This is a genomic window from Pseudarthrobacter sp. NIBRBAC000502771 (assembly GCF_006517215.1).
GTDB classification, from domain to species: Bacteria; Actinomycetota; Actinomycetes; order Actinomycetales; family Micrococcaceae; genus Arthrobacter; species Arthrobacter niigatensis.
Genome location: NZ_CP041187.1, coordinates 4,165,407 through 4,189,072, shown reverse-complemented (window position 1 = coordinate 4,189,072; position 23,666 = coordinate 4,165,407). Strand labels below are relative to the sequence as shown.

Genomic DNA, 23,666 nt, shown 5'->3' with positions numbered 1-23,666 from the left:
AGGATACCTAGGTGACTGAACCGATCCCCGCCGTGCCCGCACCGCTGTTCGGTGCCTCCGACATTCGGCGGATGGCAGCGGAAATCGGGGTCAGGCCCACCAAGACCCTGGGCCAGAACTTTGTCATCGACGGCAACACGATCCGCCGCATTGTTGCGGCCGCGGGCGTGCGGCCGGACGAAACGGTGCTTGAGGTCGGTCCTGGCCTCGGCTCCCTGACGCTGGGCCTGCTCGATGCCGCAGCGGCGGTCGTCGCCGTCGAGATCGATCCTGTCCTCGCCGCAAAGCTCCCCGAGACCGTGAAGGAATGGCGGCCCGCCGCCGCCAACGCCTTCCACCTGGTGCACGCCGACGCCATGAAGGTCACCGAACTGCCGGTGGATCCCACCGCCCTGGTGGCCAACCTGCCGTACAACGTGGCCGTTCCCGTGGTGCTGCACCTGCTGCAGCATTTCCCCAGCCTGAAGCACGGACTGGTGATGGTGCAGGACGAGGTAGCGGACCGCCTGGCCGCCGGGCCGGGATCCAAGACCTACGGTGTGCCGTCCGTCAAGGCCGCCTGGTACAGCCAGATGCGCAAGGCTGGTGTGATCGGCATGAACGTCTTTTGGCCGGCCCCGAAAATCCACTCGGGCCTGGTGGCCTTCACCCGCCGCGAACCACCGGCCACCACTGCCACGCGCGAGCAGGTGTTTGCCGTGGTGGATGCTGCGTTTGCGCAGCGGCGCAAGACGCTCCGTGCGGCACTGGCCGGCTGGGCCGGCGGAGCACCGGAAGCCGAACGCTGCCTGCTCGCGGCGGGCGTGGACCCCACCGCCCGCGGCGAAGTCATCGACATCGCCGCATTCGCCCGGATCGCCGAAGCCAGGGAAAACCGCCCGTGAGCGCGGCAGGGCGTTTCGCTGCCAGGACCGTCCGGGTCAAGGCGCCCGGCAAGGTCAACGTGTCCCTGGCAGTGGGGCCGCTGCGGGCGGACGGCTACCACTCGGTGGCCAGCGTCTATCTCGCGGTGTCCCTGTACGAGGAAGTGGCCGCCACCAGTACCGCTGCCCCCGGCATCACCATCAGCCTCAGTCCGGAAAGCACCCTGGACCTCGACGACGTCGACATCCCCCTGGACAGCAGCAACCTGGCCTACAAGGCGGCCGCCATCATGGCCGACGTCTCGGAACACGCCACCGGCGTGCATTTGGAGATCACCAAGCGGGTACCGGTGGCCGGCGGCATGGGCGGTGGTTCCGCCGACGCCGCTGCCACGCTCCTGGCCTGCGACGCCCTCTGGAACAGCGGGCTGTCCCGCGAGGAGCTGGCCCACCTCGCAGGGGAACTGGGCGCTGACGTTCCGTTCTCGCTCCTGGGCGGAACCGCCGTCGGCCTCGGCTTGGGGGACGAACTGTCTCCGGCCCTGGCCAAGGCGCAAACCCACTGGGTGCTGGTAGTGGCGGATTACGGCCTCTCCACGCCCGAGGTGTACCGGACCCTGGACCGCCTGCGCGGGGCCGGGGGAATCGACGCCGAAGAACCCACCGGGGTTGATCCGCAAATCCTTGCGGCCCTGCGGGGCGGCGACGCCGAGTCCCTGGGCCGCGTACTGGTGAACGACCTGCAGCGTGCCTCCATTGAACTCGCGCCTGCGCTGCGCGATACGCTGGGAATCGGTGAATCCCATGGCGCCATCGCGGGCATGGTCTCCGGATCCGGTCCCACCGTGGCGTTGCTGGCCGAGGACTCCGTTGCGGCCGCTGCCCTGGCAGAGGACCTGCAGCGCTACGGCCTGACGGCGCTCCCTGTCCACGGCCCGGTCCCGGGCGCGCGCATCATCTCCGACACCCTCCTTTAATACTTCCAGTCCGGCAGCAGAAAGCAGTTCCCTTGGCACACCTTCTTGGCGGCGAGAACCTCACGGTTTCCTACGCGACCCGCACCGTCCTGGACGGCATCACCCTGGGATTGGAGGAAGGGGACCGGATCGGCATGGTGGGCCGCAACGGTGACGGCAAGTCCACCCTGATGCGGCTGCTGGCCCTGCGCTCCACGCCCGACTCCGGCCGGGTCACCAAGCGCGGTGACGTCAATGTCGGGTACCTGGACCAAAGCGACGTCCTCGACGGCGACCTGACCGTCGGCGCCGCGATCGTGGGCGACCAGGCGGATTATGAGTGGGCGCGGAACCCGCAAATCCGCGAGATCATGGGCGGGCTGGTGTCCGACGTCGACTGGCACGCCAACGTGCACGCCCTCTCCGGCGGCCAGAAGCGGCGCGTGGCCCTGGCAAAGCTCCTCATCGAGGACCACGACGTCATCATGCTCGACGAACCCACCAACCACCTCGACGTCGAAGGTGTTGCCTGGCTGGCCCGGCACCTGAAGACGCGCTGGCGGCCCAACCAGGGCGCCTTCCTGGTTGTCACCCACGACCGGTGGTTCCTCGACGAAGTCTGCACCAAGACGTGGGAGGTGCACGACGGGATCGTGGACCCCTTCGAAGGCGGTTACGCCGCCTATGTGCTGGCCAGGGCCGAACGGGACCGGATGGCCTCCGTGGTCGAAGGCAAGCGCCAGCAGCTGGTCAAGAAGGAACTGGCCTGGCTTCGCCGCGGCGCCCCGGCCCGCACCGCCAAGCCGAAGTTCCGGATCGAGGCAGCCAACGCGCTCATCGCGGACGTTCCGGCTCCGCGCGACTCGATGGCCCTGAGCAAGATGGCCACCGCGCGCCAGGGCAAGGACGTCCTGGACCTTGAGAACGTGTCCCTGAACTTCCAGGGCGATGAGGGCAGGAAGCTCTTCGACAACATCACCCTCCGCCTCGCACCGGGGGAGCGGCTGGGCCTGGTGGGCGTCAACGGCGCCGGCAAGACCACCCTCCTGAAGCTGCTCAACGGCGAGATCACGCCCGACGCCGGCCGGCTGAAGCGGGGAAAGACCGTGGTCACCGCGGTCCTCACCCAGGAAGTCAAGGAGCTCGACGACGTCGCTGACCTGCGCGTCATCGAGGTCATCGAGCGGGAAAAGCGTTCGTTCAACGTGGGCGGCAAGGAATTCACGGCCGGCCAGCTGGTGGAGCAGCTCGGATTCACCAACCAGAAGCAGTGGACACCAGTGCGCGACCTCTCCGGCGGTGAGCGGCGACGCCTGCAGCTCCTCCGGCTGTTGGTGGGCGAACCCAACGTGCTGATGCTCGATGAGCCCACCAACGACCTCGACACCGATACCCTGGCCGCAGTGGAGGACGTCCTGGACGGCTGGCCGGGCACCTTGGTGGTGGTCAGCCACGACCGCTACCTGCTGGAGCGCGTCACCGACCACCAGATGGCCCTGCTCGGCGACGGAAGGCTCCGCGGCCTTCCCGGCGGCGTGGACCAGTACCTCGAACTGCGTGAAGCGGCATTGGCCGGTTCAACCGTCACGGGCGGCGGAAACCCCGTCACCAGTGCAGCCCAGGCCGCGGCAGCAGCGACTGGCACAGGCCCCTCCGAGGCGGAGAAGCGGGAGGCCCGCAAGGCCCTCAACCGGATCGAACGGCAGCTCAAGAAGCTCGACCAAGACGAAAAGAAGCTTCACGACCTGATGCTGAAGACCACCGAAGCCGGCGACTTCGACAAGCTCGCCGACCAGAACAAGCAGCTCAAGGACCTTACGGACGAAAAGGACGCCCTGGAGCTGGAGTGGCTGGAGTCCTCCGAGCTCCTGGGGGACTAGATCACCTTGGGTGCCGGAGACGGCCCTGCGCCGCGAAGGTGACCAGCGCCTAGAACTCTGACTGCAGCTCCGGGTCCTTTTTCAGGCCGGTGAGGCCGTTCCAGGCGAGGTTGACCAGGTGGGCGGCCACGGTGTGCTTGTCCGGCTGGCGGCTGTCCTGCCACCACTGGCCGGTCATGGCCACCATGCCCACGAGCATCTGGGCGTACATGGCGCCGTCCTCGCCGCTGAGGCCGCGGCGGGAAAACTCGTCGGAGAGGATGTGCTCCACGCGGGCAGTGACGTGGGAGAGCAGGGTGGAGAACGCGCCCTCGGGCTGCGACGGGGGAGCGTCGCGCATCAGGATACGGAAACCCTCCGTGCGCTCCTCGATATAGGTGAGCAGGGCCAAGGCGGCCCGTTCGACGAGGACGCGCGGTTTGGCCTGCTCGGTCAGGGCGGCGTTGACGGCGTCCAGCAGGATGTGGAATTCGCAATCCACCACTTCGGTGTACAGCCCTTCCTTGGAACCGAAGTGTTCGTAGATGACCGGTTTGGACACTCCCGCGCAGGCGGCGATTTCCTCAATGGTGGTTCCATCCAGCCCCCGGGCAGCGAAAAGGCCGCGGCCGACGTCGATCAGCTGGCTTCGGCGCTGCAGGCCAGTCATCCGCATCCGCGGAAGGTTGTTGCTCACCTTCCCATCATGCCCCACCGCCGGCGGCGGGATTCAGCCGGACGGGCGGCGGCCGAACGCCCCGTGTCGCGCAGGGCCCTGAACCCGTGGCAAAATAGGGACTTGTGCCCGGGGCTTGAGACTTCCGGCACGGTCCGCTCTGGTGTAACGGCAGCACCCCGGCCTTTGGAGCCGTGGAGTATAGGTTCGAATCCTATGGGCGGAACTGCTGCGCGGGGCGCGATCATGAGGATGGCACCCGGTGCCCGGCGGCTTGGCCCGCCGGGCACCGCCAAGCGCCAGCACAACGAAGCAAGGAGAGCCCGTACGTGATCCCCGAGAATGCCGGCCCGGCCGCTGTAATTGTTCTGGCAGCAGGCGCCGGTACCCGGATGAAATCGCGTACCCCCAAAATCCTGCATGAAATCGGCGGCCTGTCCATGGTGGGCCACGCCCTCCGCGCCGCCCGCAGCATCGCCCCCCAGCGCCTTGCCATCGTGGTGCGCCATGAACGCGACCTGGTGGAAGCGCACGTGGCGGCGCTGGATCCGCAGGCAGTGATCGTGGACCAGGATGATGTCCCGGGCACGGGCCGGGCCGTTGAAGCCGCGCTTGAGGCGCTGCACGCTGACCAGGACCTCACCGGCACCGTCGTGGTGACCTATGGCGACGTGCCGCTGTTGTCCGGCGGGCTGCTGACGGAACTCGTTGCCACCCATGAGCGCGACGGCAACGCCGTTACGGTCCTCACCGCGGTCCTGGATGACGCCGCCGGCTATGGCCGCATCCTCCGCGGAGAGGACGGCTCCGTCACCGGCATCCGCGAACACAAGGATGCCTCCGAGGCCGAACGGCTGATCCGTGAGGTCAATTCCGGGATCTACGCCTTCGACGCCGCCGTGCTCCGTGACGCGCTGGCCAAGGTGACCACGGACAACGCCCAGGGCGAGAAGTACCTCACCGACGTGCTGGGACTGGCACGCGAGGCAGGCGGCCGCGTGGCCGCCGTCGTCACCGCCGACCGCTGGCAGGTGGAGGGCGCCAATGACCGCGTCCAGCTGGCCGCCCTCGGTGCAGAGCTGAACCGCCGCACCGTGGAAGCGTGGATGCGTGCCGGCGTGACCGTGGTGGACCCTGCCACCACGTGGATCGATTCGTCCGTCACCCTGGACCAGGACGTCCGGCTCCTGCCCAACACCCAGCTTCACGGCACCACCACGGTGGCCAGGGACGCCGTCGTGGGCCCCGACACCACCCTGACCGACGTCGAAGTCGGCGAGGGCGCCACGGTGGTCCGCACCCACGGCTCCGGCTCGGTGATCGGCCCGCGCGCCGCCGTCGGCCCCTTCACGTACCTTCGCCCCGGCACCGTGCTTGGTGAAAAGGGAAAGATCGGCGCCTTTTACGAAACCAAGAACGTCACCATTGGCCGCGGCTCCAAGCTGTCCCACCTGGGATACGCCGGGGACGCGGAAATCGGCGAGGACACCAACATCGGCTGCGGCAACATCACGGCCAATTACGACGGCGAGAAGAAGCACCGCACGGTGATCGGCTCAGGTGTCCGCACCGGCTCCAACACGGTCTTTGTTGCCCCGGTCACCGTGGGGGACGGTGCCTACAGCGGCGCCGGCGCGGTGATCCGCAAGGACGTACCGGCCGGCGCCCTTGCCCTGAGCATCGCCGCCCAGCGCAACACCGAAGGCTGGGTCCCGGCGCACCGCCCGGGGACCCGCTCCGCCGAGCTGGCCCAGGCGGCCACCCACGACTCCTCAAGTACCCCGGCATCTACAGAAGAGGGCAAGTAACAATGAGCGAAATTACGGCGCACGGCGAGAAGAAGCTGGTGCTCGCCTCCGGGCGGGCACATCCTGAGCTGGCAAGGGAAATCGCCAAGGAGCTCGGCACCGAACTCCTCCCGCTGGATGCCTACGACTTCGCCAACGGTGAGATCTACGTCCGGGCCGGTGAAAGCGTCCGCGGTACCGACGCCTTCGTGATCCAGGCCCACCCCGCCCCGCTGAACAACCACCTCATGGAACAGCTGATCATGATCGATTCGCTGAAGCGTGCCTCCGCCAAACGGATCACCGTGGTTTCGCCGTTCTACCCCTATGCCCGCCAGGACAAGAAGGGCCGCGGCCGCGAGCCGATCTCCGCCCGGCTGGTGGCGGACCTCTACAAGACCGCCGGTGCGGACCGCATCATGAGCGTGGACCTGCACACCTCCCAGATCCAGGGCTTCTTCGACGGCCCGGTTGACCACCTGATGGCCATCCCGCTGCTGGCCGACTACATCCGCACCCGGGTGGGTTCGGACAACATCACCGTGGTGTCGCCGGACACCGGCCGCGTCCGTGTCGCCGAACAGTGGGCCGAACGGCTGGGCGGCGCGCCCCTGGCCTTCGTCCACAAGAGCCGCGACCTCACCGTCCCCAACCAGGCCGTCTCCAAGACCGTCGTGGGCCAGATCGAGGGCCGCACCTGCGTCCTGATCGACGACATGATCGACACCGGCGGAACCATCTCCGGGGCCGTCACCGTCCTGAAGAACGCCGGCGCCAAGGATGTCATCATCGCGGCCACCCATGCCGTGTTCTCCGAGCCCGCGGCCCGGCGCCTCTCCGAGTCCGGTGCCCGCGAAGTGGTGGTCACCAACACGCTGCCGCTGAATTCGTCCCAGCGCTTCCCGCAGCTCACGGTGCTTTCCATCGCGCCTTTGATTGCAAGGGCCATCCATGAAGTGTTCGACGACGGTTCGGTCACCAGCCTCTTCGACGGCAAGGCCTAGGACAGTACTTGACGAAACCCCGCCGGCAGGGTTCCCTGGGCGAGCTTGCGGGCTCAGGGGGCCGGTGGGGATTTAAGGAAAAGGTCCCCGTACTGGTAGTCTCTTAGGCGATACCTTGGCGAGGGAGGGCATAGCCTCCGTTATCGACTGGGTCTGCAGGTCCTTTCGCAGGGACCGCCTTCTTGAAGGGCCGCCTCCGGGCCGCCCGGCGTTGAAGGTCACACCAGACCTCCGCCCTTGCTGAACACCGTTTAGTCTTCAAGGAGTTTTCCATGTCTGAGCAGAAGCTCGCAGCAGAACTGCGCACCGAATTTGGCAAGGGCTACGCCCGCCGCGCACGGATGGCCAACCTGATCCCCGCCGTCATCTACGGCCACGGCGCAGAGCCCATCCACGTCACCCTCCCGGCCAAGGCCACCACCCTCGCGGTCCGCACCGCCAACGCCCTGCTGTCCCTGGACATCAACGGCGAAGGCCACCTGGCCCTGGTCAAGGACATCCAGCGCGATCCCGTAAAGCAGATCATCGAGCACATCGACCTCCTGACCGTCCGCCAGGGCGAAAAGGTCACGGTTGACGTTCCGGTCCACGTTGAAGGCGAAACCGCCCCCGGCACCGTCCACAACCTGGAACTGACCGTCGTGTCCCTCGAAGCCGAGGCCACCCACCTGCCCGAGTCCGTCGTCGTCAGCATCGAAGGCCGCGGCGCCGGCGAGCACATCCACGGCTCCGACCTGGTCCTGCCCAAGGGCACCGTCCTGCTGACCGACGCCGAGGCACTGGTCATCAACATCTCCGAGGCCGTTGAAATCGCCGAGGAAACTGAAACCGAAGCTGCCGCCGAGGGCGCAGCAGCGGAAGCTCCCGCAGCAGAAGAAGCCGCAGCAGAGTAACCACTCCGCACTTCCCGCAGTGGCCGGACCCCTCCCGGGGCCCGGCCACTGCCATGTCCGCAGCCCGGCGTCCCTTCGGTCTGCCATCCTGTCCACGCCGTCCCCCTAGGATTGAATCCATGACTGACACCTGGCTGATCGTTGGCCTCGGCAACCCCGGCACGCCGTACCACGGCAACAGGCACAACGTCGGCCAGATGGTGCTCGATGAACTCGCCGGCCGCATCGGTGCCGGCTTCAAGACCCACAAAGCCCGCGCCCAGGTCCTCGAAGGCCGGCTGGGCATCGGCGGCCCCAGGGTGGTCCTCGCGAAGCCAATGACCTACATGAACGTATCCGGTGGCCCCGTGTCCGCCCTGGCCAACTTCTATGGCATCCCCGCAGTCCATGTTGTCGCGGTGCATGACGAAATCGATATCCCCTTCAACACGGTCAAACTCAAACTCGGTGGCGGCGAAGGCGGCCATAACGGGTTGCGGGACATCTCCAAGGCGCTCGGCACCAAGGACTACCTCCGGGTACGCGTAGGGGTGGGACGGCCGCCCGGACGGATGGACACTGCCGACTTCGTTCTTCGCGACTTCGGCACCGCGGAGCACAAGGAATTACCCTTCCTGCTGGACGATGCCGCCGACGCCGTGGAGACCCTGCTCCGTGAGGGGCTCACCGCCGCGCAGCAGAAGTTCCACCCGGCCAAAACGGAAATACGCCCACCGGAATCGTAAAAGTTCCCTCCGGCCCTGTTTCCCTGTCTGTGGCACGGGGTACTCTTCTTCCTATGCGGGGGAGCAATGGGGCTACATCCCGCTATTGCAGGATGTAGGGGAAAAGTTCATGTCAATCGAGCCACTCAGCTGGGGACGTGGGTCAACGCCGCAAGGTGACGGGCTGCCCACGCCAACCTCCGGGGCCCCGGAGGGCCAGCAATGGTCCATGCCTGCACGAAGCGCCCACCTCGACGCCGTCCGCACCGCCCTGACCAGCGAAAACTCCCTGGGCGTGGTGATCACCGGCCCCAGGGGAGTGGGCAAGTCCTCCCTTGCCCGCGCTGCCGTGGCGGACCTTGGCCCCGATATCTGGTCCCTGCAGCTTCGGAGCGGGCCTTCGGGATCCGCCACCCCCTACGGTTGCCTGTCATTCCTGCTGGCACGGCTGCCGCAGGCCTACATGGGGTCGCCCACCGCCATCCTCAGGGGCATCACCTCACTGATCCGCAGCGACGCCGCCGGCAGGCCGTGCGTCATTACGCTGGACACCTCAGCCTGCATCGACGACATGAGCGCGGGCGTACTGCTGAACGTCCTGCTGACCGGCACTGCGAAAATCGTTGCCGTCGCCCCCAACTCCAGCGACCTCCCCGCTGACTTCCACTGGCTGCTGACGGACCGGAAGCTGACCGAAGTACGGCTCAGCAACCTCAACGAGCTCCAAACCAGGCAGGTGCTGCTGTCGCTGCTGGGACACCGGGTCGCTTCCTCCCTGGTCAGCACCTACCACCAGATGGTGGGCGGAAATCCGCTGCTGCTCAAAGCCCTTGTCACCGAACAGCAGCTCTCCGGAAACCTGGTCCTCTCCGATTCGGTCTGGACGCTGCGGGACAAGGTGGTGCTCGACGGCGCCGCCAGCCTTGATGACATCGTCCGCTCCCGCTGGTCACGGGAAACTCCCGAAGCCCGGGAGGTCATCGAGATGCTCTCCTGCGCCCGGCGGGTGGAATTGTCGAGCCTCACCGCGATCTATGGCGCGGATGTGGTTGCGGACATGGAGGACGGTGCGCTGCTCGAGATCGACGACTCCGAGAACCGCTGGGTGTCGCTGCGGGAGAAATACATCGGGGACGTTGTCAGGACCTGGCTGAGCATCTCCCGGCGGCGCGAGCTTCGCAACGTACTCCTGGGCGGCAGGGAGCCGGACCCGGCAACCATGACGGTGGATGAACTGATGTCGTTCGCTGCCTGGACCCACGAGTGCGAGGCCGAACTGGCTCCTGCGCTGGCGCTGGCAGCCGCCGAGGCCGCAGTCCAGCTCTTCGACCCCCGGTTCGCCCTGACTTATGCGGAGATGGTGCAGCGGACCGATGCCGGATGGGCGTCCGCGCAGCGGCAAAAGGCTGCGGCATACCTGCAGCTGGACATGCCGGACCAGGCCTTGGCAGCCTTGGAAAGTATTTCCTGGCCCGAGCTCGAGGCCCTCGATCCCGAAGAGTATGCCCAGGTGGTCGCCGCCAAGGCGCGGGTGATGCGCTACATCCCTGAGCATGAGGGCAAGGTCCCCGAACTGCTGGCCACCGCCAGGGAATGGCTTGACAGGACGGCGCAGCATCCGGTCTGGCCTGCACCGGCAGCCGTGGCAACCAACCGCATCTCCTTGAGCGAATTCGAATACCAGGCCCATACCGGCGATTACGCTGCCATGATTCCCGCGCTGGAACGGGCGGCCGATCCCGCGGCCAACCCGGACACCGCGTTCCGGTTCCAGTCAGCCATCACCCTCATGAGCGCCCTGGCGCTGACCGGGCGGGAGATGGACGCATTGAGCCTCATGCGCCAACTCGGCGGCCAGCTCACTGACGCCTCGCACGTCGTTGGGCTCCGTGAGCGCTACACAAGGGAGGCCTACTTCGTCCTGCTGGTGGCGGGCCAGTGGCGGCGCTGCATCGACCTCCTCAGCCCCTTCAGCACCGGGCAGCCCCACCGGCTGCCGTACCGGAGCGCCGCCACCGAACTCGCGGCCGGGGTGGCTTTCGCTTTCTCGGGTCGGGGCGAGGCGGCCCTTGAACCCCTGATCTCCGCCGCTGCGCAGCTGGAGCTGCAGCCGGTCCAGGCGGCCCTGCGAACGGCGTACGCTGCCACGGCCTTGGCCTATGCGCAGACCGGGAACGCCGCTTTTGCCCGCAAGTACCTGGCCAAGCTGCAAAGGACAACCGGCAAGGCAGGGTTCGCGACCGAGAGCATCATCGAGTTCTGCGCCCTCGTCGCCGGGCGCTGGCTGGGCGACTCCGAGGCCGTGGCCGGACTGAAACAGGGTGCCCGCCGCAACCTGGAAGCAGGCAGGCACACCCTGGGCGGCATGTACCTGTTGGCTGCAACCGTGAATGGCAGCGATACCGACTTCCGCCTCCTGGAAGACATCGCAGGCCACCGCCAGGGTCCGCTGGCCGAAGTTTCACGGCTGATTGCCCTCGGGAGCAGGACGAAGGATGCCAAGGCGCTGCTTGCCGGCGGCGAACTCGCAGCGACCCTGGAGCTGGATGCCGTTGAAGCCCGGTGCATGGCGTTGGCGGTTGATTTCGCCCGGCAGGACGGGGACGCCCTCTCGGCAAGGACTGCGCAGGCGCGGCTCGACATCCTGGCCGCCACCGTGTCCAACCTGCCCATCGTGCCCAGCAGCGGGAGCCCCCTGTTGACCAGCCGGGAACGGCAAATTGCCCGGATGGCCGGCCGCGGCGCCTCAAACCGTGACATCGCCATGGAAATGGGCGTGTCGGTCCGCACCGTGGAAGGCCACCTGTACCAGGTCTTCACTAAGCTGGGCGTGACTTCAAGGGGTGATCTGACTGGACTCGTCTAACGGGCACAAGCCGGCGGCTGCGCACCGGCTCCTTACCGGCCGCCGGGAGCCGGTGGAACGGATCTGCAACCTGGTCCGGAACGGCACGCACCAGGCGGTGTTCATCATGGCCGGCCCCGGCATCGGAAAGTCTGCCGTGACGAATGCCGTGACGGATCGGCTCGCAGGAACGATGAGCATCCTGCGCATCCATGCCAGTTCTGCCCTGGCTGGGGTGCCGTTCGGGGTGCTGACCCCCTACACGGGGGACCTCACCGCTGAAGAGTCCGTCTCACCTGTGGCAGTGCTCCGCTCCATGTGGTCCTATTTCGAGAAGCTCAAGGGCACCAGCAGCTCGCCGGTGCTGCTGGTGGTGGACGATGCCCACCACCTGGATGACGCCTCCGCGGGCGTTCTCGCCGAGGTGATTTCGGCCGGATGGGCAACGGTGGTGGCCGCCGCCCGCCCTCGGCCGGGCCTGCCGCAGCCCCTGGACCAGCTTTGGTATGACGGCCTGGCCGAGCGCGTGGACCTCCGTCCCCTCAACCATGAACAGATCGAGGAAGTCCTGGCCCACATCCTTGATGGGGCAGTGCCGGGTGCCACCGTGGATGCCATCTGGAATGCTTCCGGGGGAAATCCCCGGTTGCTTGATGCCCTTCTCCATGACGCCGCTGAAGCGGGCGTGCTGGCCAAGCGCAACGGAATCTGGATGCTGTTGGGTGAGCTGCCCGCGGACGGTGCCCGGCTCGCAGCAGTGGTGGCCAAAGACCATCTCCGGCGGGGGCCCGAGGAACAGGAAGCCCTGAAGCTCATTGCCTTGGCCGGGCCGGTGGGCCGAAAGGTCATCGAAGATATCAGCGGGGCAGCAGTGGTCCGTTCCCTGTTGGACCAGCAGATGATCGTGGAAGCTCCTGGCATCCCCGCTGAACTTTCCATGTGGAACGGGCTTTTCGCCGGGGCCATCCGGAACACCGTTTCCGTCTCCCGCAGCCTCCAGTTACTCGAAAAGGTCAAAGCCCACCAGAATCCCACCCTGCTGCAGGGGGAGGGCCGGCTGCGGTCGGTGGAATGGGCCCTGGAGTGTGGCATCCGGGTCAGCGACGAGGAAATGCTGGCGGCAGCGAAAGAGGCCTTGCTGAGGTTCCGCAACCACAGTGCGCGTTCCATTGCCGCCCGCATCCACCACCCCCCGCTGGTTCCGCTGGCCCAGGCCATCCAGGCCCGGGCGCTGTACAACGAAGGGGCGTATGCTGACGCAGCGGCACTCCTGGACGGATGCTGGCTTCCGTTGGCAGATGACACCGAGGGGCCGGCCGTCCTGATGCTCAGGGTTTCGGCGCACCAAGCCCTTGGCCGTTCCGTGGGTGTTGTGGCAGATGACGTCGAAAGACACCCAGCACTGTCCGGCGGTGAGGACAGTTGGCAGGAAGAGCTCCTGCACCTTCTGCATCTCGGCGCCGACGTGAATGTCGCGGCCTTGGAGGACGCCGTCAACGGGATGCGGACGCGCCGCACCGGAACAGCGGGGGAACCGCTGCGGGCCCTGGCTGAGGGGCTCCTTGCCCATGCCCTGGCCTCCGCCGGGCGTCCCGTGGAGGGTCTCGAGGCGGCCCTGCTGGCCGCCTCGGAGCTGCCACCGCTGGAAGGCAGCCTGTTCTTCTTCCCTGAATTCGTGCTGGGGAGGCTCGTCTCCGACTACCTGGCCATGGGCGAATGGGAGTCGGCGGAGCGGGAGATTAACCATTACGCCGCGGCCAACAGCCCGGGGGCAGCAACCTTCAACGGGAGCCTGCAGCTGCTCCAGGGCTACTCGCTGCTCCGCCAGGGGAGGATGGAGCGTGCCTACCAGGTCCTGCTGCCGGCCGTGGAGGCGCTGAGGCTCAACGACCCCCTGCAGCTGTACCGGTTTGGCAGTGCCCTGGGCTTCTATGCAGCAGCCCGGCTTGGGGATGCCGAACAGGCGCGGCGCCTGGAACAGGACCACAAAGACGCCGCAGCCGGCTGGCCCGCCCACGATCTCCTCGCCGAGGCCTATGTGGCAGCCGCCGCCGAGTACCTGGCCCGTGACGGCAAGGGCCTGGCCGCACTGCAGACCCTGATGACCACCACGGAGGCTTCCGCGCGCACCGGCAACCTCCTCGAAGTCCTGGCCATGTGCTGGGAGCTGGGGGATCCCTCGGTGGTGCCCATGGTGCAGGCCGCCGCCCGTGGCGTGGAAGGCCGGTGGGCGGAAGCCCTGCTGACCCTGGCCACCGCCTGGGAGGGTGCAGACGGCGATACCCTGATGGCAACGGCTGCCTCGCTGGAGGAGGCAGGCTTTGTGAACCTGGCCCGGGAAGCCTATGCCCGTGCCAGTACCGTGCTGGAGCAGGCCGGAGAACGGCGCAGGTCCCGGCAGGCCGTTGCCCAGCGGGAGAAGTGCGACCACGAACTGGGTGAACGGTTCCGGGAAGGCCGCTTCATTGCAGCGGCGCCGGCCGTCCGCCTCACCCGGCGTGAGCAGGACATCGTGGAGCTGGCAGTACAGGGCCTGACGGACCGGGAGATCGCCCAGCGGCTCATGGTCTCCGTCCGGACGGTGGAAGGCCACCTCTACCGGACCTACGTCAAGCTTGGCGTCCGGAGCCGCGACGAGCTCGAGTCGGCCCTGCCCAAGTAGAGTCCCGGCCAGGTCCTGTCCGCCCTGCCGCTGTTCCGCGCCTCTTCAGTCATTCCAGGGACCGTTATCAGTGCTGCCCCAGGCGTTTCGCCGCGCCATCGAGAACCGGCGGGTAGCCGCAGGGCGCCCCCGTAGTACTGCCTGGTGGATTCGAGTACTGCCTACTCGTGTACGGAAGGGCGCCGCGGGATTTACTTAAGGAGGCAAAGCAAAGCGGCCGGCTGGACGCCGCGGAGCAGCCGACAGGACATTGAGGCCCACTCAACTTCCGGCCCGCAGGGGCCGGGCTTAGACGGGGCCGGCGACGTCAGAGTCTTCTGAGACCGAGACTCTCCCCCCAGCCGTCGCCGGCCCTCTGCTCCCTCGGCTGAAGCCCGGGGCAGCGGTGGCGGCTGCCCCTCCCGGGCGGCCGCCACAGCCGTGTGTGGGACAATTGGGTGTCAGCCATTGGCAGCCCAAGGAGTTCGTTTTGGCCGTAGTATCAACGCCAGCCACGCTGGAACGTGCCGTCCCGGCCATGGATAACGCCGAGGTGCTGCGCATCCGCAACGACTTCCCGGTCCTTGACCAACTGGTCAACGGGCAGCCGCTGGTGTACCTGGACTCGGGGGCCACCTCGCAGAACCCGTTGAGCGTCATCGAAGCCGAGCAGGAGTTCTACGAACAGCGGAACGCCGCCGTTCACCGGGGTGCCCACCACCTGGCGGTGGAGGCAACGGAAGCCTTCGAGGATGCCCGGCAGACCATGGCCGACTTCATCGGCGCCGACTACGTGGAAACCATCTGGACGTCGAACGCCACCGAGGGCTTGAACCTGCTGTCCTACGCACTGTCCAATGCCGGGCTGTGGGCGGCCCAGGGGCGCGGGGACCAGGCGCTGAAGGGATTGGCGCTGAAGCCCGGCGATGAGATCGTGGTGACGGAAATGGAGCACCACGCCAACCTGATTCCGTGGCAGGAACTGGCATTCCGCACCGGGGCCACCCTCCGCTTCATACCCATCGCGGATGATGGCAGCCTCCGCATGGACCAGGCCGCGGCCATAATTGGCCCACGCACCAAGGTCCTTGCCTTCACCCACGCCTCCAACGTCCTGGGAATTATCAACCCGGTGCAGGAACTGGCGGCCCTGGGGCACGACGCCGGCGCCCTGGTGGTCCTGGACGCCTGCCAGTCCGCGCCGCACTTGCCCCTGGACGTCAACGAGCTGGACGTGGACTTCGCGGTCTTCTCCGGCCATAAGATGCTTGCCCCCACCGGAATCGGGGTGCTGTACGGCCGGCAGGAGCTCCTGGACATCCTGCCGCCGTTCCTCACTGGCGGATCGATGATCACCACGGTCACCATGGAACGGGCGGAGTACCTTCCGGCGCCCCAGCGTTTTGAGGCCGGGACCCAGCGCATTTCCCAGGCAATTGCCCTCGCGGCCGCCGCCAACTACCTGACCGAAACGGGGCTGGACCGCATCCACCGGTGGGAGGCAGACCTTGGCCAGCGCATGGTGGCGGGCCTGGAAGGCATCCCCGGTATCCGGGTCCTGGGCCCGGCCGCTGGGAAGGAACGGATTGGCCTTGCCGCGTTCGACGTCGAAGGTGTCCATGCCCACGACGTGGGGCAGTTCCTGGACTCCCGCGGCATTGCCGTCCGAGTGGGGCACCATTGCGCCCAGCCGCTGCACCGGCGCCTTGGCCTGACCGCCACCACCCGCGCCAGCGCCTACCTCTACAACACCACCGACGACGTGGACCGCTTCCTTGAAGCCGTGGCCGGCGTCCGGGCCTACTTCCGCGCCTAGCGGAGAACACGAAAGGTGACATCATGAGCCTTGACCAGCTGTACCAGCAGATCATCCTTGACCACTCAAAGGCCCGCCACGGCAGCGGCCTGGCCGCCACGGAAGCGCCGGAGGGCACGTCCACCGGGCAATCCCACCAGCTTAACCCGGTGTGCGGGGACGAGGTCACGCTCCGGCTTGCGGTCCAGGAGGGCAAAGTGGCCCAGATTGCCTGGGACGGGGCCGGCTGCTCCATTTCCATGGCGTCCGCATCTGTCCTGTCCGACCTCGCCGAAGGCATGACGGTGGCCGAACTCCATGAAGTTATCGACAGCTTCCGGGAAGTCCTGCGCTCCAGGGGCAAGGTCCACGCCGATCCCGAACTGCTGGGGGACGCCGCCGCCTTCGAGGGAGTGGCCCGCTACGCGGCCCGGGTCAAGTGCGCCATGATTTCCTGGGTGGCAGCCGAGGACGCGCTCAACCAGGCAGCGTGAGCCGGACAGCAAACAGCCCGGGCTTTCCCCGCTCAGGAGGGAAGCCCGGGCTGTTTCGTGCCAACACGGGTTGCAGCGGGGTCAGCCAAGCAGGCTGAGGACCCCGATCACGGCGGTGGCCAGCCCGAGCACCATGGAGATGCCCACCAGCACCACGTGCACGGTCAGGAACTTCGTTGCCTTGCCGGCGGCATCACGGGCGCGCGGATCCTTCATGACGCGGCGCAGGAACTGCGGCCACACCACCAGCGACCAAACGCCGGCAACAATGAGGACGAGCGCGGCGAAGACGGGAAGCTGCACGGGCTAGTGGCTTTCCAGCCAGGCCTGCGCCTGGGCGGCCTGCAGGTTCAGGGCCTTGGCCACCATGGGCTCGGCGGCGTCGGCGATCTTGCCGCCGAGGAACGGCACGGAGGACTTCACGGCGCCCTCAAGTTCCACGCGGGTTCCGCCGGCGTCGGCCACCAGCCGCTGGACGGCGGTGACGTCCACGGGAGCGCCGGCGATCTTCAGCGAGATGTTGCTCTGGCGTGACCCGTCCGCCGCGGGTGCTTCCCAGTTCTCCACCTGGGTCACCTTGAGGTTTTCGCCAACGAACTTCCGGGCGATTTCGGGCAGCCGGGTGGTGGGCAGGGTGCGTACGGAGGTGGTGTTGAAAGCCCCGGCGATGTCGCCGTCCACGGTGAAGGACTCGAGGCTGCCACCCACCAGCTGGCTGACGTGGCGCTGGAAATCCTCGTTCACCAGCACAGCGGCAACGCTGTCAACGGGGTGCGGAAGGGTGGTGGTTGCGCTCAGCGCCATGGGTCCTCCTGGGACGTGGGGAACGGATTAAGCCTCCAACATCCTACGGGGTGGTGGCCGCGGGCTCCGCATCGGCCAGTTTCCGGGCGGTGGTGGTGATGTTGCGGGCCATGGCCGGGAAGATCAGGCTGTGGAACGGCAGGACGGCGAGCCAGTACAGCCTGCCGCTCAGTCCCTTGGGGAAGAAGATGGCGCGCTGCCGGTAGCGGCTGCCCGTCCCGTCAGGTTCCACGGAGAGCTCCAGCCAGGCACGTCCGGGGGCACGCATTTCGGCGCGCAGCCGGAGCAGCCTGCCGCGCTCGATCCGTTCCACCCGCCACCAGTCCACTACCTCTCCCGCGGCGAGGGTGTGGGGATGCCGGCGCCCGCGCAGCAGCCCGGCCCCGCCGGTCAGCTTGTCCAGCCAGCCCCGGACCTGCCACGCCAGCGGCAGCGAGTACCAGCCGTTGCGCCCGCCAATGCCTTCGATGACCGTCCACACGTGGGCCGGGTCCACGTCGCCGTGGAACGTCCGTTCGTCGATGTACACCTTGTGTCCGGCCCACTCCGGGTCACTGGGCAGGGGGTCGGAATCCGCGCCGGCATTGGCCCAGGTGGTCTCCACCTGTCCGTCCCGCTCCTTGCCCAGTGCCAGGGCCACGGCGGTCCGGTACGGGGTCAGGCCGCCGTCGGGCAGCGGGATGTACTGGTCGATGTCGTGCTCGTTGGACACCGCGTCGTGCTGGAGTGACTGGACCAGCGGGACCGCCATGGACCACGGGATGGGCGTGGTCAGCGCCACCCAGATGCCTGCCAGCTTGGGCGCAGGGATGGGCAGCGCCAGCACCACCCGGTAGGGCAGGCCTGCTTCCGCAGAGTATTCCTGCATCATCCTGGCGTAGGTCAGCACCTGCCGGCAGCCGATATCGAACGTCCTGTTGATGGTGCCCTCCAGGGACGCGGCAGCAACCAGGTAGTACAGGACGTCGCGGACGGCGATGGCTTCGATCCGGTTGCGCACCCAACTGGGCGCCGGCATCAGTGGCAGCGTTTCGGAGAGGTGCCGGATCATCTCGAAGGAGGCGGAGCCGGAGCCGATCACCACGCCTGCCTGGAACACCACGGCGTCCACCGGGCTGTCCAGGAACACCTTGCCTACGGCCTCGCGCGAGCGCATGTGGGTGGAGAGTTCCACCCCTTGAGGGTGCAGGCCGCCCAGATAGACGATCCGTTGCACTCCCGCGGCAGCGGCAGCGTCCGCGGCGGTCCTGGCCATCGCCTTTTCCTTCGCTTCGAACCCGGCCCCGGCCGCCATGGAGTGGACCAGGTAGTAGAAGACGTCGACGCCGGACAGCGCTTCGCGGAGGGCGTCGCCGTCGTCGAGGCTGCTTTGCACCACCTCCACTTTGTCGCGCCAGGGGACGCCGGCGATCTTGTCGGGGGAGCGGACCAGCACCTTCACCGTGTGGCCGGCTTCGAGCAGCTTGGGCACAAGCCGGCCGCCGATGTAGCCGGTGGCCCCGGTAACGAGGACGGTCCTGGGTGTTGGCGTGGCACTCATTGCGGTCATGCTGGCTCCTGTTCGTCCCTTGGAATTCGCAGCGGCTGCCCTTACGGACTGCTGCGCTGCGGGAAAAGGCTGCGGAAATGGCTCGACGTTGCCAGCCTAGATCCATTCCCGCGCAGATGGTTCCGTGCCGGCAGGCCGTTCCTGCGCGGTAGGCTGGAAGCTCCCCGGGATTCGCAGCGAATTTCGGGTTTTCGCGTTGCCTGCTTGCTTTCGCTGAACACCACAGGAGCTTCTGCCATGAGTCTTCCCGGCCAGTCCGCCGCCGGCACATCCAGCACCGGAACGTCCGGCGCGGCCCCGTCGCTGGACGGGCTGCGCCGCGCTCTGGAACCGGACCAGACGTTCGCCCGTGTCGGGGCGGAGGCAGCGCGGGGCTTCGCCGTGCGCAGCCAGGACTACCAGGTCAGCGCCCCCGCCGGCCTGCGTCCGGTGCTGCTGGCGGAGATGGCGGACGGGCTCGCCGCCGCCGTGGCAGGACAGGCCGACGCCGCGGGGCCGGGCGTCGTGCTCGCTGTCACCGCCACGGGCCGTGAAGCGGAGGACCTGTCCGCAGCCCTGCGCGCCTACCTGCCCGCGGATTCGGTGGCCGAGTTTCCCAGCTGGGAGACCCTCCCGCACGAGCGCCTTTCCCCGCGTTCGGACACCGTGGGGCGCCGGCTGTCAGTGCTGCGCCGCCTGGCACATCCGGAAAGTTCGACGGCGGCCCGGCTGCGCGTCGTCGTCGCTCCCGTCCGCGCCGTGGTCCAGCCCGTGGTGGCCGGCCTGGGCGACCTGGTCCCCGTCACCCTCAAGGTGGGCCAGGATGTTCCGTTCACCAGCGTGGTGAAGAGCCTCGCCGACGCTGCCTACGCCCGGGTGGACATGGTGACGCACCGCGGCGAGTTCGCGGTCCGCGGTGGCATCATCGACGTCTTCCCGCCCACGGAGGACCACCCCATCCGGGTGGAGTTCTTCGGCGATGAAGTGGACCAGATGCGCTGGTTCGCCGTGGCCGACCAGCGCTCGCTGTCCGCCCCGGGCATCCACCACCCCACCGAACTGCACGCCCCGCCCTGCCGCGAAATTTTGATCACACCCTCCGTAATGTCCCGCGCCGCCACGCTGAAATCCCAGCTTCCAGCCGCCGCGGACATGCTGGAGAAGATCGCCGGCGGCATCGCGGTGGAAGGCATGGAGTCGCTGGCGCCGGTCCTGGTGGACGCGATGGTGCCGTTCGTGGACCAGCTGCCGGCCGATTCCATCGCCGTGGTGATTGAACCGGAGAAGGTGCGCACCCGAGCCCACGACCTCGCCGCCACCAACGAGGAATTCCTCGAGGCAGCCTGGTCCACCGCGTCCGACGGCGGGGCCGCACCTTTGGACCTCAGCTCCCAGGCCAGTGCGGCGCTTCATTCGGCGAGCTTCCGGTCGCTGGCCGAAACCCGAGGCTCGGCCCTGGCGCACGGCGTGTCCTGGTGGTCCATTACCTCACTGGCTCAGGATGCGGAACTGCTGCCGGAGATCGATGTCCTGAACCTGCACGCCCGTGAACCCCGCGGCTACCAGGGCGACGTTGCGGAGATGATGGACTTCATCGGATCGCACGTCCGTGACCAGTGGCGGATCGTGGTGGCCACTGAGGGCCCAGGGCCCGCGCAGCGCCTGGCGGAACTCTTCCACGAAAACGACATCCCCTGCGCCCGCGTCGACCGCCTTGACCACGAGCCCCAGGCTGGCATCATCGAGGTGACCACCGCCGCCGTCGGACGTGGCTTTGTCCTGGACGGGCTCAAACTTGGCCTGCTCACCGAAGCCGACCTGCTGGGCCGGACCTCCGCCGGGTCCACCAAGGACATGCGCCGGATGCCCTCCAAGCGGCGCAACGCCGTGGACCCCCTGCAGCTGGTCGCGGGGGACCACGTGGTCCACGAACAGCACGGCATCGGCCGGTTCGTGGAACTCATCCAGCGCAAGGTGGCGGGCGGCGGCGACGGCGTCCGGGAATACCTGGTGCTGGAATACGCACCCGCCAAGCGCGGCGCGCCCGGCGACCGCCTGTTCGTCCCCACGGACCAGCTGGACCAGGTGACCCGCTATGTCGGTGGCGACACCCCGGTCCTGAGCAAGATGGGCGGCGCCGACTGGGCCAGCACCAAGTCCAAGGCCCGCAAAGCCGTCAAGGAGATCGCCGGTGAACTGATCCGGCTGTACTCAGCCCGCATGGCCTCCCGCGGCCACGCCTTCGGCCCCGACACCCCCTGGCAGCGCGAACTGGAGGAAGCCTTCCCCTACGTGGAAACTCCGGACCAGCTGACCACCATCAACGAGGTCAAGGCGGACATGGAGCGGGAGATCCCCATGGACCGGCTGGTATCCGGCGACGTGGGCTACGGCAAGACCGAGATCGCGGTGCGCGCTGCGTTCAAGGCCGTGCAGGACGGCAAGCAGGTGGCCGTGCTGGTGCCCACCACGCTGCTGGCCCAGCAGCATTACGAGACCTTCACCGAACGGTTCTCCGGCTTCCCCCTCCGCGTCAAGCCGCTGTCCCGGTTCCAGTCTGCGAAGGAGTCCAAGGAAACCGCCGAGGGCGTCAAGAGCGGCGCCGTGGACGTGGTGATCGGCACCCACCGGCTGCTCTCCAAGGACTTCGAATTCAAGGACCTTGGCCTGGTGATCGTGGACGAGGAGCAACGGTTTGGCGTGGAACACAAGGAAGCGCTCAAGAAGATGCGGACCAACGTGGACGTCCTGGCCATGAGCGCCACCCCGATTCCCCGCACCCTGGAGATGTCCCTGACCGGCATCCGGGAAACGTCCACCCTGGCCACCCCGCCGGAGGAACGGCACCCGGTGCTGACCTATGTGGGCCCGTACACGGACAAGCAGACCTCCGCCGCCATCCGCCGCGAACTGATGCGCGAGGGACAGGTGTTCTTCGTCCACAACCGGGTCTCCACGATTGAGCGCACCGCCGCGAAGATCCGCGAACTGGTGCCTGAGGCCCGGGTGGAGGTGGCGCACGGCAAGATGTCCGAGAGCCGGCTGGAGCAGATCATCGTGGACTTTTGGGAGAAACGGTTCGATGTCCTGGTCTGCACCACCATCATCGAGACCGGGCTGGACATCTCCAACGCCAACACTTTGATCGTGGACGGCGCGGACAAGTACGGCCTGTCCCAGCTGCACCAGCTCCGCGGCCGCGTGGGCCGTGGCCGTGAACGCGCCTATGCCTACTTCCTGTATCCGTCAGAGAAACCTTTGGGCGAGGTGGCGCTGGAACGGCTCAAGGCCGTGGCCGCGCACAACGAACTGGGCGCCGGCATGCAGCTGGCCATGAAGGACCTGGAAATCCGCGGTGCCGGCAACCTGCTGGGCGGGGAGCAGTCCGGCCACATCCAGGGGGTTGGCTTCGACCTGTACATCCGCCTGGTGGGCGAGGCCGTGGCGGACTTCCGCGGCGAAGCCGAAGAGAAGGCCGCGGAAATGAAGATCGAGCTGCCGGTCAACGCGCACCTGCCGCACGACTACGTTCCCGGTGAACGGCTGCGCCTGGAGGCGTACCGGAAGCTCGCCGCCGCCCTCACCAACGAGTCCATTGACGAGGTCCAGGCGGAGCTCGTGGACCGCTACGGCGAGTTGCCGCTGCCCGCGCAGAACCTGGTGGAAGTGGCACGGTTCCGTGTCGCCGCCCGCGAGGCTGGCCTCTCCGACGTGGCCCTGCAGGGCAACTTCATCAAGTTCTCCCCGGCATCGCTCCCGGAGTCCAGGACCATGCGGCTGAACCGGATGTATCCGGGGTCGCAGTCCAAGCCGGCCATGGACGCCATCCTCATTCCCAAGCCCAAGACGGCACGGATCGGCGGCAGGGACCTCCAGGACGCCGAGATCCTGGAATGGGCCAACGGCGTCATCCGGAACATCTTTTCCGACGCCCCGCTGGCGGTGGGTTAGCACTTGATGGGAGGACACCACGCCGCGTCGGGAGCCGCGGCGTGGGTAGCTGTTGCGTCCACCGGCCCATACACCCTGGGCTGGTACCCGCTGGACCCCACGGGCATCCTTATCGGCGGCATGGCCACGGCCGGCACCGCGCTGGTGTGCGACTGGGACCACCGGTCCAGCACGGTGGCCCATTCGCTGCCGCCGCTGTCCAACGTGATCGCCCGGGGCATTGAGAACGCCAGCGGCGGCCACCGGCAGGGCACGCATTCCATCCTGGGGGCGGCGTTCTTCGTGTTCCTCGCCGGCCTGGCATCGCAGGTCCACCTGGACACCGGCTGGGGACGGCTGTCCATTGGCGCCGGGCTGCTGTGCATGTTCCTGATCAACATCGCGGCCAAGGCTCTGAAGCTCTTTCCCAAGAGCGGCTTCATCTCCAACTGGATCTTCGCCCTGGTCATGGCTGGCCTGGTCACGGCCTATGCACCGGAACAGTGGACCTGGCTGCCCACGTCCATGCTGATCGGGGTGGTGGTGCACATCGTCGGGGACCTCATCACCACCGGGGGAGTGCCGCTGCTGTGGCCACTGGTGGTCCGGTCGCCGAAGATGCTGCGCCGGCTGCCCTTGTTGCGGAGTGTCTGGCGTGCCAACGGCGCGCTGTCCGTTCCACTGCTGGGCCGGGCGGGTTCCAAGCGGGAATGGCTGGTGCTGATCCCGGTCAGTGCCTACGCCATGGTGGGGATGTCCGTGGCCGGCTGGGCCATCGCCCAGCACCACTGGGGCCGGGTAGCGGCGGCCGCGGGGGCGTGGATCAAGCTTTGGTTCTAGCCGCCGGAACCAGGCCCCAGCAGATAAGGGAGGGACCCCGGACAGTG

The 23,666-nt window shown here is 67.5% G+C and carries 17 protein-coding genes and 1 tRNA gene; 14 read left to right on the top strand and 4 right to left on the bottom strand.

Going from position 1 to position 23,666, the window contains the following annotated elements; genetic code table 11:
- Nucleotides 1-11: 11 nt before the first annotated feature.
- Genes rsmA through NIBR502771_RS19405 form a run of 3 tightly spaced genes read left to right on the top strand, consistent with a single transcriptional unit; the run spans nt 12 to nt 3,699 of the window.
- Nucleotides 12-884, top strand: a complete 873-nt coding sequence (gene rsmA / locus NIBR502771_RS19415; protein ID WP_141161143.1) for a 16S rRNA (adenine(1518)-N(6)/adenine(1519)-N(6))-dimethyltransferase RsmA — start codon at nt 12-14, stop codon at nt 882-884.
- Nucleotides 881-1,840 (top strand): 4-(cytidine 5'-diphospho)-2-C-methyl-D-erythritol kinase, encoded by a 960-nt coding sequence (locus NIBR502771_RS19410; RefSeq protein ID WP_141161142.1) that lies wholly within the window; start codon nt 881-883, stop codon nt 1,838-1,840. The genes rsmA and NIBR502771_RS19410 overlap by 4 nt, the downstream gene beginning before the upstream one ends.
- A gap of 32 nt (nt 1,841-1,872) precedes the next feature.
- Nucleotides 1,873-3,699, top strand: a complete 1,827-nt coding sequence (locus NIBR502771_RS19405) for an ABC-F family ATP-binding cassette domain-containing protein (protein ID WP_141161141.1) — start codon at nt 1,873-1,875, stop codon at nt 3,697-3,699.
- 49 nt (nt 3,700-3,748) lie between these two features.
- On the opposite strand, the gene NIBR502771_RS19400 is transcribed toward NIBR502771_RS19405, so the two are convergent.
- Entirely contained in the window at nt 3,749-4,375 is a 627-nt protein-coding gene (locus tag NIBR502771_RS19400; RefSeq protein WP_141161140.1) for a TetR/AcrR family transcriptional regulator, read from the bottom strand.
- 133 nt (nt 4,376-4,508) lie between these two features.
- On the opposite strand from NIBR502771_RS19400, the gene NIBR502771_RS19395 reads away from it, so the two are divergent.
- The 9 genes from NIBR502771_RS19395 (at nt 4,509) to sufU (ending at nt 16,517) form a co-directional block, all read left to right on the top strand.
- Nucleotides 4,509-4,580: transfer RNA gene (locus NIBR502771_RS19395), tRNA-Gln, on the top strand.
- 103 nt (nt 4,581-4,683) lie between these two features.
- Nucleotides 4,684-6,162, top strand: a complete 1,479-nt coding sequence (gene glmU, locus NIBR502771_RS19390) for a bifunctional UDP-N-acetylglucosamine diphosphorylase/glucosamine-1-phosphate N-acetyltransferase GlmU (protein ID WP_141161139.1) — start codon at nt 4,684-4,686, stop codon at nt 6,160-6,162.
- A gap of 2 nt (nt 6,163-6,164) precedes the next feature.
- A complete protein-coding gene (locus NIBR502771_RS19385; protein ID WP_141161138.1) occupies nt 6,165-7,145 on the top strand; it encodes a ribose-phosphate diphosphokinase in 981 nt (326 codons plus the stop codon).
- A gap of 272 nt (nt 7,146-7,417) precedes the next feature.
- Complete coding sequence (locus NIBR502771_RS19380; protein ID WP_141161137.1) at nt 7,418-8,038, top strand: 50S ribosomal protein L25/general stress protein Ctc; 621 nt, start codon at nt 7,418-7,420, stop codon at nt 8,036-8,038.
- 119 nt (nt 8,039-8,157) lie between these two features.
- A complete protein-coding gene (pth, locus tag NIBR502771_RS19375) occupies nt 8,158-8,763 on the top strand; it encodes an aminoacyl-tRNA hydrolase (RefSeq protein WP_141161136.1) in 606 nt (201 codons plus the stop codon).
- 208 nt (nt 8,764-8,971) lie between these two features.
- Complete coding sequence (locus NIBR502771_RS19370; protein WP_246839743.1) at nt 8,972-11,608, top strand: LuxR C-terminal-related transcriptional regulator; 2,637 nt, start codon at nt 8,972-8,974, stop codon at nt 11,606-11,608.
- Between the two features lie 52 nt (nt 11,609-11,660).
- Nucleotides 11,661-14,249: a LuxR C-terminal-related transcriptional regulator gene (locus tag NIBR502771_RS19365; protein WP_246839742.1), complete on the top strand. Its 2,589-nt coding sequence runs from the start codon at nt 11,661-11,663 to the stop codon at nt 14,247-14,249.
- Between the two features lie 469 nt (nt 14,250-14,718).
- Entirely contained in the window at nt 14,719-16,044 is a 1,326-nt protein-coding gene (locus NIBR502771_RS19360; RefSeq protein ID WP_141161134.1) for a SufS family cysteine desulfurase, read from the top strand.
- Nucleotides 16,045-16,067: 23 nt separating this feature from the next.
- Entirely contained in the window at nt 16,068-16,517 is a 450-nt protein-coding gene (gene sufU, locus NIBR502771_RS19355) for a Fe-S cluster assembly sulfur transfer protein SufU (RefSeq protein ID WP_141161133.1), read from the top strand.
- 81 nt (nt 16,518-16,598) lie between these two features.
- On the opposite strand, the gene NIBR502771_RS19350 is transcribed toward sufU, so the two are convergent.
- Genes NIBR502771_RS19350 through NIBR502771_RS19340 form a run of 3 tightly spaced genes read right to left on the bottom strand, consistent with a single transcriptional unit; the run spans nt 16,599 to nt 18,870 of the window.
- Nucleotides 16,599-16,820, bottom strand: coding sequence for an SCO4848 family membrane protein (locus tag NIBR502771_RS19350; protein WP_141161132.1), 222 nt, complete (start codon nt 16,818-16,820; stop codon nt 16,599-16,601).
- Nucleotides 16,821-16,823: 3 nt separating this feature from the next.
- Nucleotides 16,824-17,321 carry a DUF2505 domain-containing protein gene (locus tag NIBR502771_RS19345; RefSeq protein WP_141161131.1) on the bottom strand — a complete coding sequence of 166 codons (498 nt, stop codon included), beginning with the start codon at nt 17,319-17,321 and terminating at the stop codon, nt 16,824-16,826.
- 43 nt (nt 17,322-17,364) lie between these two features.
- On the bottom strand, nt 17,365-18,870 hold the full coding sequence (locus tag NIBR502771_RS19340; protein ID WP_141161130.1) for an SDR family oxidoreductase: 1,506 nt from the start codon (nt 18,868-18,870) through the stop codon (nt 17,365-17,367).
- Nucleotides 18,871-19,107: 237 nt separating this feature from the next.
- On the opposite strand from NIBR502771_RS19340, the gene mfd reads away from it, so the two are divergent.
- Both mfd and NIBR502771_RS19330 read left to right on the top strand, forming a co-directional pair.
- Entirely contained in the window at nt 19,108-22,800 is a 3,693-nt protein-coding gene (gene mfd / locus NIBR502771_RS19335) for a transcription-repair coupling factor (RefSeq protein WP_141161129.1), read from the top strand.
- 6 nt (nt 22,801-22,806) lie between these two features.
- Entirely contained in the window at nt 22,807-23,619 is an 813-nt protein-coding gene (locus NIBR502771_RS19330; protein ID WP_141161128.1) for a metal-dependent hydrolase, read from the top strand.
- Nucleotides 23,620-23,666: the final 47 nt, after the last annotated feature.